At 67.2% G+C, this 11,998-nt stretch carries 14 protein-coding genes; 7 read left to right on the plus strand and 7 right to left on the minus strand.

All coding sequences use genetic code 11. The features are described from left to right. The first annotated feature begins 21 nt into the window (after window positions 1–21). The 4 genes from A5759_RS22725 to A5759_RS26010 all read left to right on the plus strand — a co-directional run bounded on the left by A5759_RS22725 (window position 22) and on the right by A5759_RS26010 (window position 1,845). Entirely contained in the window at window positions 22–939 is a 918-nt protein-coding gene (locus tag A5759_RS22725) for a phage major capsid protein (protein WP_304441221.1), read from the plus strand. Further along, window positions 940–1,251, plus strand: a complete 312-nt coding sequence (locus tag A5759_RS22730; protein ID WP_068201463.1) for a hypothetical protein — start codon at window positions 940–942, stop codon at window positions 1,249–1,251. 29 nt (window positions 1,252–1,280) lie between these two features. Continuing rightward, window positions 1,281–1,586, plus strand: coding sequence for a hypothetical protein (locus tag A5759_RS22735; RefSeq protein WP_231984725.1), 306 nt, complete (start codon window positions 1,281–1,283; stop codon window positions 1,584–1,586). Window positions 1,587–1,701: 115 nt separating this feature from the next. Then, on the plus strand, window positions 1,702–1,845 hold the full coding sequence (locus tag A5759_RS26010; protein ID WP_156617007.1) for a hypothetical protein: 144 nt from the start codon (window positions 1,702–1,704) through the stop codon (window positions 1,843–1,845). A gap of 193 nt (window positions 1,846–2,038) precedes the next feature. Here the strand turns inward: A5759_RS26010 and cwsA are convergent, their stop codons facing one another. Then, window positions 2,039–2,479, minus strand: coding sequence for a cell wall synthesis protein CwsA (cwsA, locus tag A5759_RS22740; RefSeq protein ID WP_068201465.1), 441 nt, complete (start codon window positions 2,477–2,479; stop codon window positions 2,039–2,041). 106 nt (window positions 2,480–2,585) lie between these two features. Between cwsA and A5759_RS22745 the strand changes: the two genes are divergently transcribed. Further along, on the plus strand, window positions 2,586–3,113 hold the full coding sequence (locus tag A5759_RS22745; RefSeq protein ID WP_064346142.1) for a peptidylprolyl isomerase: 528 nt from the start codon (window positions 2,586–2,588) through the stop codon (window positions 3,111–3,113). A 100-nt stretch (window positions 3,114–3,213) separates the two neighbouring features. On the opposite strand, the gene A5759_RS22750 is transcribed toward A5759_RS22745, so the two are convergent. Together A5759_RS22750 and crgA are read right to left on the minus strand one after the other, a co-directional pair. Beyond that, on the minus strand, window positions 3,214–3,636 hold the full coding sequence (locus tag A5759_RS22750; protein WP_068201466.1) for a PH domain-containing protein: 423 nt from the start codon (window positions 3,634–3,636) through the stop codon (window positions 3,214–3,216). A gap of 154 nt (window positions 3,637–3,790) precedes the next feature. Beyond that, on the minus strand, window positions 3,791–4,054 hold the full coding sequence (crgA, locus tag A5759_RS22755) for a cell division protein CrgA (RefSeq protein WP_064394683.1): 264 nt from the start codon (window positions 4,052–4,054) through the stop codon (window positions 3,791–3,793). 94 nt (window positions 4,055–4,148) lie between these two features. On the opposite strand from crgA, the gene A5759_RS22760 reads away from it, so the two are divergent. Further along, entirely contained in the window at window positions 4,149–4,934 is a 786-nt protein-coding gene (locus A5759_RS22760) for a DUF881 domain-containing protein (protein ID WP_082962251.1), read from the plus strand. A gap of 76 nt (window positions 4,935–5,010) precedes the next feature. Then, complete coding sequence (locus A5759_RS22765; RefSeq protein ID WP_068201477.1) at window positions 5,011–5,697, plus strand: aminodeoxychorismate/anthranilate synthase component II; 687 nt, start codon at window positions 5,011–5,013, stop codon at window positions 5,695–5,697. Here the strand turns inward: A5759_RS22765 and pknB are convergent. Genes pknB through A5759_RS22785 form a run of 4 tightly spaced genes read right to left on the minus strand, consistent with a single transcriptional unit; the run spans window position 5,675 to window position 11,823 of the window. Next, window positions 5,675–7,552, minus strand: a complete 1,878-nt coding sequence (gene pknB, locus A5759_RS22770; RefSeq protein ID WP_068201468.1) for a Stk1 family PASTA domain-containing Ser/Thr kinase — start codon at window positions 7,550–7,552, stop codon at window positions 5,675–5,677. The genes A5759_RS22765 and pknB overlap by 23 nt on opposite strands. After that, the gene (locus A5759_RS22775) at window positions 7,549–8,892 is read right to left on the minus strand and encodes a protein kinase (RefSeq protein ID WP_068201469.1); all 1,344 of its coding nucleotides are present in this window, start codon (window positions 8,890–8,892) and stop codon (window positions 7,549–7,551) included. The genes pknB and A5759_RS22775 overlap by 4 nt, the downstream gene beginning before the upstream one ends. Window positions 8,893–8,938: 46 nt before the next feature. Beyond that, on the minus strand, window positions 8,939–10,414 hold the full coding sequence (gene pbpA / locus A5759_RS22780; protein WP_068201471.1) for a D,D-transpeptidase PbpA: 1,476 nt from the start codon (window positions 10,412–10,414) through the stop codon (window positions 8,939–8,941). Continuing rightward, window positions 10,411–11,823, minus strand: a complete 1,413-nt coding sequence (locus tag A5759_RS22785) for an FtsW/RodA/SpoVE family cell cycle protein (protein WP_068201472.1) — start codon at window positions 11,821–11,823, stop codon at window positions 10,411–10,413. Before A5759_RS22785 ends, pbpA begins: the two co-directional genes overlap by 4 nt. Window positions 11,824–11,998 lie beyond the last annotated feature (175 nt).

The raw sequence follows: 11,998 nt of genomic DNA on the forward strand, positions 1-11,998 counted from the left end.
CGGGCCTGGCGCCCTCCACGATTGACGTCCTGGCGACGTGTCGAACCCCATCGACATAACGCAAAGGACACCACTGTGGCTATCGAAACCACCACCGATAATTCAACACTCATCCAGTCGCAGGTAGCCAACCTGCTCGTCCAGCCCCTCGAACAGGCTTCGACGTTCCTGGCCGCCGGCCCCGTCATCCTCGACTCGTCGAGCCCGGTACGGGTGCCACGCATCGTCAACGGCGTCTCCGCCGGCTTCGTCGCCGAAGGCACTCAGATCAGCGACGGCGACGTCGCGTTCGACGAAGTCACCTTGCTCCCTAGCACTTTGAAGGGCCTCAAGGTGCTGGTGAAGCTCACCAACGAGTTGATCCGCACCAGCGTCGTCGGCCTCGAGGCAGTGCTGCGCACCCGCCTGGTGACGGACGTCGCGAACGCCCTCGACGCCGCCCTGTGGGACGGCACCGGCACAAGCAACACCATCAAGGGCATCCTGCGGCAGACCGGCATTGCAACCGGCACCCTCGATCTCACCGACCCCGACAGCCTGATCGACGGCTTGGCCACCGCCCAAGGCAACAAAGTCAGCCCAACGCATTGGGTGATGACCAGCGCATCGTTCGCCGCGGTCCGCAAGGTCAAGGTCGGCACCGACGACGCCCGCTATGTGATGGACCCCAACACGGTCCAGAACGGCACAGAACTGCGGCTGCTGGGCCTGCCGGTCATCATCACCGACAACATCCCCAACACCGGCACAGCACCGGGCAAGGCCCGCGCCGCCCTGGTCGACTTCTCCAAAGTCGTCGTCGCCCGCGATGTCGACGCCGAGGTCAAGATCCTCGACCAGACCTGGGGAGATTTCGATAGCATCGGAATAAGGGTCGTCTCCCGCTGGGACACTGCACTTTTGCAGCCCGAGGCCGTCACCCTGCTCACCGAGGCCTAAATGAGCGTCGATCCGGCTGACGTCGACAACCTCGTCGACTGGCGCAACACCCAAGCCACGACGGTGGTCCCGTTGATCACCGCGATGGCCAAGGCGTACACCAGGGGACGAGGTTTCGACGCGGCTGGTGAACCCAACGACGAGGTGGCCGCGGTGATCACCACCGCGGCCGCCCGCCTCGTCGCCAACGGCAGACAACTCGCCGTCAGAGACAAAGTCGACGACGTCGAACAGGAATACCGCGGCGGCTTCAACGGCTGGACCCTCGCCGAACAAATCGTCCTCAACCGCTACCGAGTGAGGGCACAGTAGTGCAGCTCGGCGACCAGACCGTCACCTTCGTGACGATCACCGAAGGGCCACCCGACCGCAACGGCTACCCAACCCAGATCCGCACCGAAACCGACGTTCACGGGTGCCTGTTCCGGCCCATCGACGTCGACGAGAAAGCGGGCTTGTTCGAGATCGCAACCGAGGTGTGGAAAGCCACCTGTCCACCCGAGCCCGTCGCCCTCGCCGCCACAGCGGCCGGGGAGGTCAAGCACGTCGGCCTCACTTATCAGATCATCGGCGGCGTGCAACCTTTCTACGACCTCGACGGCGAGATCCGCCATGTCGCCGTCGTGTGCCGGCGGCAAGTGGGATGAGCTTCCGGGCTGGCGTCAACCTCGACCTTGGCTCCTTTCCGAACGAGGAAGGACCGCCACGACCGGGACTCCTCCCCGAGCGGTACCTGCGCCAGCCCGGCCTACCCTCAATGACATGACATACACGTGTCCGCAATGCCAAGCGGAAGCCGAGGTCGACGAGCGAATCTCGTTCCCCGAGACCTTCGGCGGCAAGCCTTCACGACCGGACCGCCTGATACTGGACTGCCCGAACTGCGGCACGGTGACGGTCAATTAGTTCTCGATGCCCACGCCGTGCCCACAATCTGCCCACAGTTACACATAACTCGCGTGAACTACAGTGATGTGCTTCAGCACGTTAGGTCCGTCGAAACCCCCTGACATGCAGGCGGATTCGCCTTTGCAAGGTAGATGTCAGGAGTTCGATTCTCCTAGGCTCCACTTCGATTCCGACCCGACCCTGAGATCGCTCAGGGTTTCGGCGTCACTTCCACACTCGGCGGCAGCGGCGAGGGCTCGGGCTGCGTCGACCGGCGCACGATCGAGAACGCCACCGCTCCCCCGGCCACCGCGACGACACCGGCCGCCGCCAACACCAGCCGGCGCCTGCGCTGTCGGGTCTTGGCCGCACGCGTAGGAGCCGTCCCTTGCAACACCTGGGAAACGGCTTCCTGCGCCGCGGCGAGCTCCTGCGTGATCGCCTGTTGCGCGGCGGCCAGGTCCTCGCTCAGCTGAGCTTTGATGCGGCCCCGGCGATACCGGTCCCCCACCCACGCCGCCGAGGACTGTGCACCGTTGACCCCGAGACCCAGAGCCCCGCGCGTGACATCGACCGGCCCGACCGCCGTGTACTTCAGGCCGCGGCTCAACCGCTGGCCGGGGGTCAACCGGATCTCGGTCCTGGTGCTCATGGGCGTGCCTTTCTCGCGGCCGGGGTGCGACCACAACAGCCTGCCATTTACCGGAACCCAACGGTGCCGGAAGGGCGCCGAAGGCGGCGTGGCACACTGACATCCCGTGACGAGCCCCATTCAGACAGCGACCGCGACCCTGCACACCAACCGCGGCGACATCAAGATCGCACTCTTCGGTAACCACGCGCCCAAGACCGTGGCCAACTTCGTCGGCCTTGCGCAGGGAACCAAGGACTACAGCGGTGAGAACGCATCGGGCGGCACGTCCGGACCCTTCTACGACGGCGTGGTCTTCCACCGCATCATCGACGGCTTCATGATCCAGGGCGGCGACCCCACTGGTACGGGTCGCGGCGGGCCGGGCTACAAGTTCGAGGACGAGTTCCACCCCGAGTTGCAGTTCGACCGGCCCTACCTGCTGGCCATGGCCAACGCAGGGCCCGGCACCAACGGGTCGCAGTTCTTCATCACGGTCACCAAGACCCCGCACCTCAATCGCAAGCACACGATCTTCGGCGAGGTCGTCGACCCGGAGTCGCAGAAGGTCGTCGACGCCATCGCGACCACCGCGACCGACCGCAGCGACCGTCCGACCGACCCGGTGGTCGTCGATTCGATCACGATCGCCTGATCTAAGACCCGCCCTACACGTCGCCGAGACGACGGTTTCTGACGGATTTCGCGCCGTACGTATCAGAAACCGTAGTCTCGCGCGCCTGCACGCCTGCTGGTCAGGAGCGGGGGCCGGCGTAGCCGGTCTGGGTCAGCACATCGAGTACGTGCAGCGGGTCGGTGCCCAGATCCCAACGGGTGAACACGATCAGATCCCCGCTGTGGGTGTCGATCTCGAGTAGCCGGACTTTGCGGGCCAACCGGCGGAACTCGGTGATCCGGATCAGTTTGATCTCGGTGCGTGGCAAAACCTTGGTGCCGAACCACCCGCGGCTGACGAGGGCGTCATTTTTGATTGCCAGCTTGGGCCGCGCGCGCCACGAGAAGATTGCAAACACGAGCAAACCCACCCCCGCAACGCCCCCGAGAAGACGCCCCGGCGGGTCTGTGATCAGGCTCACAGCGACGGTAGCCAAGATAATTCCGCCTACGGCGCACGCGGCGATGCCACCGACGGGTGGACTCCACTGAGTTTGCTGCACGCGTTCTCCACACCCTTCCACCGGGATGTATGCGGTTATCCACAAGTGCTATCCCCAATGGGGATGAATCACATCCGTGTGATCCGATTACCGAACGGTTGCTGGCAGGGTAACGCCAGGCGACAAGGTTGAATTCATTTCCGGGGGAAGAATCTCAGCGCCACCGCATGGTGAGCAACAGCCCGGTAATCATGAAGGCAAAGGCGATCGCGTAGTTCCACGGGCCGAGCTCGGCGAGAAACGGGATGGCCGACGATGCCAGCTGGAAGACCAGCAGCCAGACCAAGCCGATCAGCATCAGGCTGACGAACAGCACGACGAACCAGGTGCTCGACGGCCCGGCTTTGACCTTGACGGGCGTACGGCTCACCGGGTTGGCGGCGAAGTCGTTCTTCTTGCGGACCTTGGACTTGGGCATGGGTGACCTTCGGGACTACTTCGGAACTACTTGAGTGCGACGATGTACCTACGAGCCTAACGTAGGCCCGGCACACCAGAGTCAGGGAAGCCAGTTGCAGCGGTCGCATCGTCGGAAGCCGACTCCGCAGGCGGTCGGTCGGCGGTCGACGTCATGGCAGTACGGGGTGCCGGTGGTGTGTCTGCTCGCGGGCCTGCTGCTCGCCGCCACCCACGGTGTCTCCGGCGGTGACGAGATCCGCCGCAGCGACGCTCCGCGTCTGGTCGACCTGGTCCGCGAGGCCCAGCAGTCCGTGGACCGGCTCAGCGCGGAACGCGATGCGCTGGTGTCGACCGTCGACAGCCACCACGGAGGCAGTCCGGGCGCGGATGCGGCACTGACCGCGATCACCGCACGCTCGGCGCGGCTGGCCGCCGATGCGGGCCTGGACCCGCTGCGTGGCCCAGGCCTGGTCGTCACGCTCAACGACGCGCAACGCGACGCCGAGGGCCGCTTCCCCCGCGACGCCACCCCCGACGACCTCGTGGTGCACCAGCAGGACATCGACGCTGTGCTGAACGCGTTGTGGAGTGCGGGGGCCGAGGGCATTCAGATGCAGGACCAGCGCATCATCGGCACCTCGGCGCCGAGGTGCGTCGGCAACACCCTGCTGCTCAACGGGCGCACGTACAGTCCGCCCTACGTCATCACCGCGATCGGCGATGCGCCCGCGATGCAGGCGGCGTTGGCGGCTGCTCCCCTTGTCACGCTCTACCGCCAGTACGTGGTGCGGTTCGGCCTGGGTTATTCGGAAGATCCGCGGGCGTCGGTCGAACTGGTCGGCCACAAGGAGCCGCTGCGGATGCAATTCGCCAGGCCCGCGGGACCGATCGGATATTGATCGCGGCCTGCCCCGGTTGGCACCTCGTACCCGGCGCGATCCGGTAGGCCGAACGCGCAACCAGTAACCTGTGCTGATGCAGGTCCTGGTCGTCGACAACTACGACAGCTTCGTGTTCAACCTGGTGCAGTACCTCGGTCAGCTCGGGGTGCAGGCTCAGGTGTGGCGCAACGACGACGACCGACTGGCCACCGATGCCGATATCGCCAAGGCCGCCGCTGATTTCGACGGAGTGCTGCTGTCCCCCGGCCCCGGCACGCCCGAGCGGGCGGGCGCCTCGATCCCGCTCGTCAAGGCGTGCGCCACGGCCGGTACCCCGCTGCTGGGCGTCTGCCTCGGGCACCAGGCGATCGGGGTCGCGTTCGGCGGCACCGTGGACCGCGCACCCGAACTGCTGCACGGTAAGACCAGCGTCGTCCACCACACGAACTCCGGTGTGATGCAAGGGCTTCCGAATCCGTTCACCGCCACCAGGTACCACTCACTGACGATCCTGCCCGATACGGTGCCCGACGAACTCGAGGTCATCGCGCGCACGGAAGGCGGCGTCATCATGGCTGTGCGCCATGCCGGGCTGCCGATCCACGGCGTGCAATTCCATCCCGAGTCGATCCTGACCGAGGGTGGTCACCGGATGCTGGCGAACTGGCTGGGCTACTGCGGCGCAGCGCCCACCGAATCCCTGGTTCGGCAGCTGGAAGACGAAGTCTCCAGCGCTATCGCCGCGGGCCGGGAAGCGACTACGACGCGAAGCTCAGCGTGATCGTGTCCCCGAAGTTGACGCCGCTACCCGGCGCCGGGTTCTGAGTCACCACCGCGTTGGTGCGCTGACCGCTGTTCTGCACGTCGGCGCCCTTGTCCAGGAAGCCCGTCCAGCCCAGCGCTCGTAGCCGGGGCTCCGCGTCCGTCCAGAACATGCCCCGCAGGTCGGGCATCAGGAACTGGTTGCAGGCCGACAGCTGCAGCTGGATGGGCGCGTCGACCGCCGTGTCCTGGCCGGCCGTAGGCAGGGTGCCGATGACCTGTCCGCACGGTTCGGGGCTGTCGACCTGGACGGACACCACATTGGTGAACCCGGCGGCGGTCAGGATCTGACGCGCCGGCGCCTCCGGCTGGTTCTCGACGCTCGGCACGGGACGGCTCTGCGGACCGGAACCGACGATGATCGTGATCTCGTTGGTGATCGCGGACGTCTGGTTGGCCGGGGGATTGGTGCCGAGCACCTTGTCCTTCAGCTCGGGTGTCGATGGCGACGATGACGACTTGAACTTCTCGAAGCCGGCCTCTTTCAGCCGCTCCGTCGCCTGGGTGTAGGACAGGTTTTTGACGTCGGGGACCTCGCGCTGCTCCGGGCCGGTGGAGACGTTGATGGTGATCTCCTCGCCCGCTTCGACCGACGAGTCGGCGCTGGGATCGGTCCCGATCACGTGGTCGGGGGGCACCGTCGAGTCCGGACGCTGTTGGGTCCTGGTCTTGAATCCGCGGTTCTGCAGCTCGGCGATCGCGTCCGCCGACGGCTGACCGCTGACGTCGGGCACTTCGACGCTACGGGTGGTTCCGCCGAACATGTTGATCGCGACGGTGACCACGACCGTCAGGATGGCCAGCACCGCGACCGCAGCCAGCCACCGGGCGACCGAGCCGCGACGGACGCGGTCGCCGTCGTCGGGGGCCGACACCGGTGGCATCGGGTCGATCGGCTCGGTGCGTTCGTGGCCCGTCGGCGCCGACAGCAGCGAGCTGCGTTCGGCGTCGGTGAACACCTTGGGCGCTTCCGGTTGTTCGCCGCTGTGCACCCGGACCAGATCGGCGCGCATCTCGGCGGCGGTCTGATACCGGTTGTCGGGGTTCTTCGCCAACGACTTGAGCACCACTGCGTCCAGTTCGGGGCCGATGGCGGGATTGCGCTGCGACGGCGCCACCGGATCCTCGCGCACGTGCTGGTAGGCCACCGCCACCGGCGAGTCACCAACGAAAGGTGGCTCCCCGGTGAGGATTTCGTAGAGCACGCAGCCCAGCGAGTAGACGTCGGAACGGGCGTCGACCTTCTCGCCGCGGGCCTGTTCGGGCGAGAGGTACTGCGCGGTGCCGATCACCGCGGCGGTCTGGGTGACGCTGTTGGCGTCGGCCAGTGCCCGGGCGATGCCGAAGTCCATCACCTTCACCGCACCGGTCTTGCTGATCATGATGTTGGCCGGTTTGACGTCGCGGTGGATGATGCCGTGCTGATGGCTGAAGTTCAGTGCCTGGCAGGCGTCGGCGATCACCTCGATCGCCCGCCGGGCTTCCATCGGGCCGTCGTTGTGGACGATGTCGCGCAGCGTCACGCCGTCGACGTACTCCATGACGATGTAGGGCAGCGGGCCTTGAGGGGTCTCGGCTTCGCCGGTGTCGTAGACCGCGACGATGGCCGGGTGGTTGAGCGCCGCGGCGTTCTGGGCCTCGCGACGGAACCTCAGATAGAAGCTCGGGTCGCGGGCGAGGTCGGCGCGCAGCACCTTGATCGCGACGTCGCGGTGCAGGCGTACGTCGCGCGCGAGGTGGACCTCGGACATGCCGCCGAAGCCGAGGATCTCGCCGAGCTCATAGCGGTCGGACAGGTGTTGCGGGGTCGTCATTGCAATGTCTGTTCTGGAGCCGAATACCGCTGGTAGGGCTCCTGTGCCGGGGCTGACGGCGATGCCAGCGGCATTGCCGGTGACGCCATCGCCTGCGGTGTGGTTACCCCTGATTGTCCATCACCACCGCCACCGCTTTCGCGGACGGTCCGGTCCGGAAGCGCACCCGGTGACTCGAAGGGGGTGGTTTCGGTGATCGTGTTGGTGATCGTCGGCGGCGGGGTCTGCTTGTCCTGGCGGTCCTGGGCGTTGAGCACGATCAGGATCGCGATGATGATCGCCAACGCTCCCAGCACGCCCGCGGCCCACAACAGCGCGCGCTGGCCGGAGGAGAACGTCCGCCGCGGCGGGGGAGGCCGATGGCTGCCCGTCGCCGAGCGCGGGCGGGCGGCGGTGGCCGGGGCGCGCCCGGTCATATCGGCGGCGGCGCGGGCCTGCGTGGCCGACGGCACGGCGGTGGGCGCGGCCCGTCCGATCGAGGGCGCGGCATTCGGCCGCGGCGGGCGGCGTCCGGAGCGCACCGCCGCCACCGCGTCGGCGAACGCACCACCGGAGCGGTATCGCATGCCGGGGTTCTTGACGAGCGTGATCTCGATCAGCTCACGCACGTTGGGCGGCAGGTCGGCGGGAAGCGGCGGCGGCGTCTCCTTGATGTGCTTCATCGCCACCGTCAGCGCACCGTCACCGGTGAACGGCCGCTTACCCGAAACCGATTCGTAGCCAACGACTCCCAACGCGTAGACATCGCTGGCCGCGGTGGCATCGTGGCCCAGCGCCTGCTCGGGGGCGATGTACTGGGCGGTGCCCATCACCATGCCGGTCTGCGTGACGGGTGCGGCGTCGACGGCCTTGGCGATGCCGAAGTCGGTGAGCTTGACCTGGCCCGTCGGCGTGATCAAGATGTTGCCCGGCTTCACGTCGCGGTGCACCAACCCCGCGGTGTGGGCGACCTGCAGGGCCCGGCCCGTCTGCTCGAGCATGTCGAGCGCATGGCGCAGCGACAGCCTGCCGGTCCGTTTGAGCACCGAGTTCAGCGGTTCACCGTTGACGAGCTCCATCACCAGGTATGCGGTGCGTCCCTCGCCGTCCATGTCGGTCTCGCCGTAGTCGTACACGCTGGCGATGCCGGGATGGTTGAGCATGGCGACGGTGCGGGCCTCCGCGCGGAACCGTTCGACGAACTCCGGGTCGGTGGAGTACTCGGCCTTGAGCACCTTCACCGCGACACTGCGGCCCAGCCGGGAGTCCACGGCCTCCCAGACCTGTCCCATGCCGCCGGTGGCGATCAACCGCTTCAACCGGTAGCGCCCCGACAGCGTCACTCCCACGCGAGCCGTCATAAGGCCCCCTGGTCACTAGCCGCGCAGACCGCCTGTTGCCGGGCCGTCATGAGCCCTCCCGCAGGGCGGCGGCGATCGTGGCCCGGCCGATCGGAGCGGCCAGCGCGCCGCCGGTCGCCGACAGCCGGTTACCGCCGTTCTCGACCAGAACCGCGACCGCCACCTTGGGGGCCTGGGCCGGGGCGAAGGCGATGTACCAGGCATGCGGAGGGGTGTTGCGTGGATCGGTACCGTGCTCCGCTGTGCCGGTCTTGGATGCGATCTGCACGCCGGCGATGGCTCCCTTCTGCTGAGTCACCTGCTCGGCGGCGACCATCAAGTCCGTAAGTGTATCGGCGACCTGCTCCGACACCGCCCGGCGCTGCTCCTGCGGCGCCGTCGTGGCGATGTTCGTGAGGTCCGGTCCCTTCAGGTTATCGACCAGGTACGGCTTCATCGCCACTCCTTTGTTGGCGATGGCCGCGGCGATCTGGGCGTTCTGCAGGGGTGTGAGCGCGACGTCCTTCTGCCCGATGCTGGACATGCCCAGCGCGGCGGCGTCGGGGAGGGGCCCGACGCCGGACTCGACCACCTGCAGCGGGATCGTCGGCGCCGGTGCATCGAGCCCGAACCCACGCGCCGTCGAACGCAGCGCGTTGGCGCCGGTGTCGATCCCCAGCTCGACGAACGCGGTGTTGCAGGACCGGGCGAACGCCTCCCGCAGCGACGTGGTGGGCCCGCCGCCGCAGGCCGAGCCGCCGAAGTTCTCCAGCGTTGCGGTGCTGTCCGGCAACGGGATTCGCGGTTCCGCGGTGAGCTGTGTGTTCACCGTAGCGCCGCGCTGCAGCGCCGCCGCGGTGGTGATCACCTTGAAGGTCGACCCCGGCGGGTAGGTCTCGGAGATCGCCCGATTCAGCAGCGGCGATTCGGGGTCGTCGCGCAGGCGTTGCCACGCCTCGGTCTGGGCGGCCATGTCGTGGGTGGCCAACAGGTTCGGGTCGTAGGACGGCGACGACACCATCGCCAGGATCTTGCCGGTCGACGGCTCGATGGCCACCACCGAACCCTTGCACGGACCGTCGCAGCCCTCTTCCATCGCGTCCCAGGCCGCCTGCTGCACCTCCGGCTTGATCGTGGTGTCGACGTTGCCGCCGCGCGGGTCGCGGCCGGTGAAGAAGTCGGCGAGCCTGCGGCCGAACAGGCGCTCGTCGGAGCCGTTGAGGATGGAGTCCTCGGCACGTTCCAGCCCGCTGCTCGAGTACTGCAGCGAGTAGAAGCCGGTGACCGGGGCGTAGGCCAGCGGATTGGGATACACCCGCAGGAAGCGGAACCGGCCGTTTGTGGACACCGAATACGCCAGTAACTGGCCGCCCGCGGAGATCTGCCCGCGCTGCCGGGAGTACTCATCGAGCAGCACCCGCTGGTTGCGCGGATCCGAGCGCAGCCCGTCGGCCGTCAAGACCTGCGTCAGCGTGGCATTGCCCAACAACAGCACGATCAAGGCCATGACCGTGACGGCGATGCGGCGCAGCGAGGTGTTCATACTTTTTCGATCACCTCGGTGCTGGCCGCCGCGATCGGGGTGGGTGCCGGGGGTCCGGCGATGATCGGGCGCCGCGCGGCGTGCGAGATGCGCACCAGAATCGCCAGCAGCACGTAGTTGGCCAGCAGCGACGAGCCGCCGTAGGACAGCCACGGCGTGGTCAGCCCGGTCAGCGGAATGAGTTTGGTGACACCGCCGACGACGATGAACAGCTGCAGTGCGAGCGTGGAGGCCAGGCCCGCGGCGAGAAGCTTTCCGAAGCTGTCCCGCACGGCGATCGCGGTGCGCAGGCCGCGGATGATCACGATGGTGTAGAGCATGAGCACCGCGGCCAGCCCCACCAAACCGAGCTCCTCACCGACCGCGGCGATGATGAAGTCGGTCGACGCGGCGGGAACCGTGCCGGGCTGACCGTTGCCGAGGCCGGTGCCGAAGATGCCCCCGGTGGCGAAGCTGAACAACGACTGCACCATCTGGTAGCCCGCGCCGTCGGGATCGGCGAATGGGTCGAGCCACGTCTGCACCCGCACCTGCACGTGGTCGAAAAGGTGATAAGCCACAACGCTTCCCGCGGCGAACAAGGCCAGCCCGATGACAACCCAGCTGAGCCGGTCGGTCGCCGCGTAAACCAGCACCAGAAACGACGCGTACAGCAGCAGCGAAGTGCCGAGGTCCTTCTCGAAAATCATCACGCCGACCGAGGCGATCCACGCGGCCAGCAGTGGCGCGAGGTCACGGGGACGGGGCAGATCCATGCCGAGGACGTGTTTTCCGGCGCTGGTGAACACACTGCGCTTGGACACCAGGACCGCGGCGAAGAAGATCAGCAATAGAATCTTGGAGAACTCGGCGGGCTGAATCGAGAAGCCCGGCAAGCGGATCCAGATCTTGGCGCCGTTCTGTTCGGACAACGCGCGCGGCAGCACGGCGGGTATGGCGAGCAGGACGAGGCCGCCGAGCCCGCACACGTAGCCGTAGCGGGCCAGCAGGCGGTGGTCACGAAGGAAGATCACGATGAGCGAGAACCCGACGACGCCGAGCAGGGTCCACAGCATCTGCTGGTTCGCCGTGCCGCCGAGGCCGTCCTGGGACAGTTCGCCTGCGGCCAGGTCAAGGCGGTGGATCATCACCAGCCCCAAGCCGTTCAGCAGCGCGACGACCGGCAGCAACAGGGGATCGGCGTACGGGGCGAAGCGTCGTATCGCAAGGTGGGCACCGCTGAAGAGCGCCATGTAGGCGACGGTGTAGCGCGCGAGATCCCAGTGCAGTCCCTGTTCCTGGTTCGCCTCGACGAGCAGGAGCGCAAGGCTGGTGATGACGGTGGCGAAACCCAGCAGGAGTAGTTCGGCGTTGCGCCGGTTGGGAAGTGGAGGCGCGACGGAAACGGCGGACTGCGGTTGGGTCGTCATGAGACTTCCCGGCAGTTGACTCCCGGCTCGGGTGGCGGGGGCTGTCTCTTATACACATCTCCGAGCCCACGAGACCGATCAGTATCTCGTATGCCGTGTTCTGCTTGAAAAAAAAAAGGGGGGGGGGGGGGGGGGGGGGGGGGGGGGGGGGGGGGGGGGGGGGGGGGGGGGGGGG

This window comes from Mycobacterium sp. 852014-52144_SCH5372336 (genome assembly GCF_001665615.1).
Classification (GTDB): domain Bacteria; phylum Actinomycetota; class Actinomycetes; order Mycobacteriales; family Mycobacteriaceae; genus Mycobacterium; species Mycobacterium neumannii_A.

Coding starts and splice junctions, on each gene's coding strand:
- A5759_RS22730 (WP_068201463.1), top strand. CDS start 940: ATGAGCGTCGATCCGGCTGACGTCGACAACCTCGTCGACTGGCGCAAC.
- A5759_RS26010 (WP_156617007.1), top strand. CDS start 1,702: ATGACATACACGTGTCCGCAATGCCAAGCGGAAGCCGAGGTCGACGAG.
- cwsA (WP_068201465.1), bottom strand. CDS start 2,479: ATGAGCACCAGGACCGAGATCCGGTTGACCCCCGGCCAGCGGTTGAGC.
- crgA (WP_064394683.1), bottom strand. CDS start 4,054: ATGCCCAAGTCCAAGGTCCGCAAGAAGAACGACTTCGCCGCCAACCCG.
- A5759_RS22765 (WP_068201477.1), top strand. CDS start 5,011: ATGCAGGTCCTGGTCGTCGACAACTACGACAGCTTCGTGTTCAACCTG.
- pknB (WP_068201468.1), bottom strand. CDS start 7,552: ATGACGACCCCGCAACACCTGTCCGACCGCTATGAGCTCGGCGAGATC.
- A5759_RS22775 (WP_068201469.1), bottom strand. CDS start 8,892: ATGACGGCTCGCGTGGGAGTGACGCTGTCGGGGCGCTACCGGTTGAAG.
- pbpA (WP_068201471.1), bottom strand. CDS start 10,414: ATGAACACCTCGCTGCGCCGCATCGCCGTCACGGTCATGGCCTTGATC.
- A5759_RS22785 (WP_068201472.1), bottom strand. CDS start 11,823: ATGACGACCCAACCGCAGTCCGCCGTTTCCGTCGCGCCTCCACTTCCC.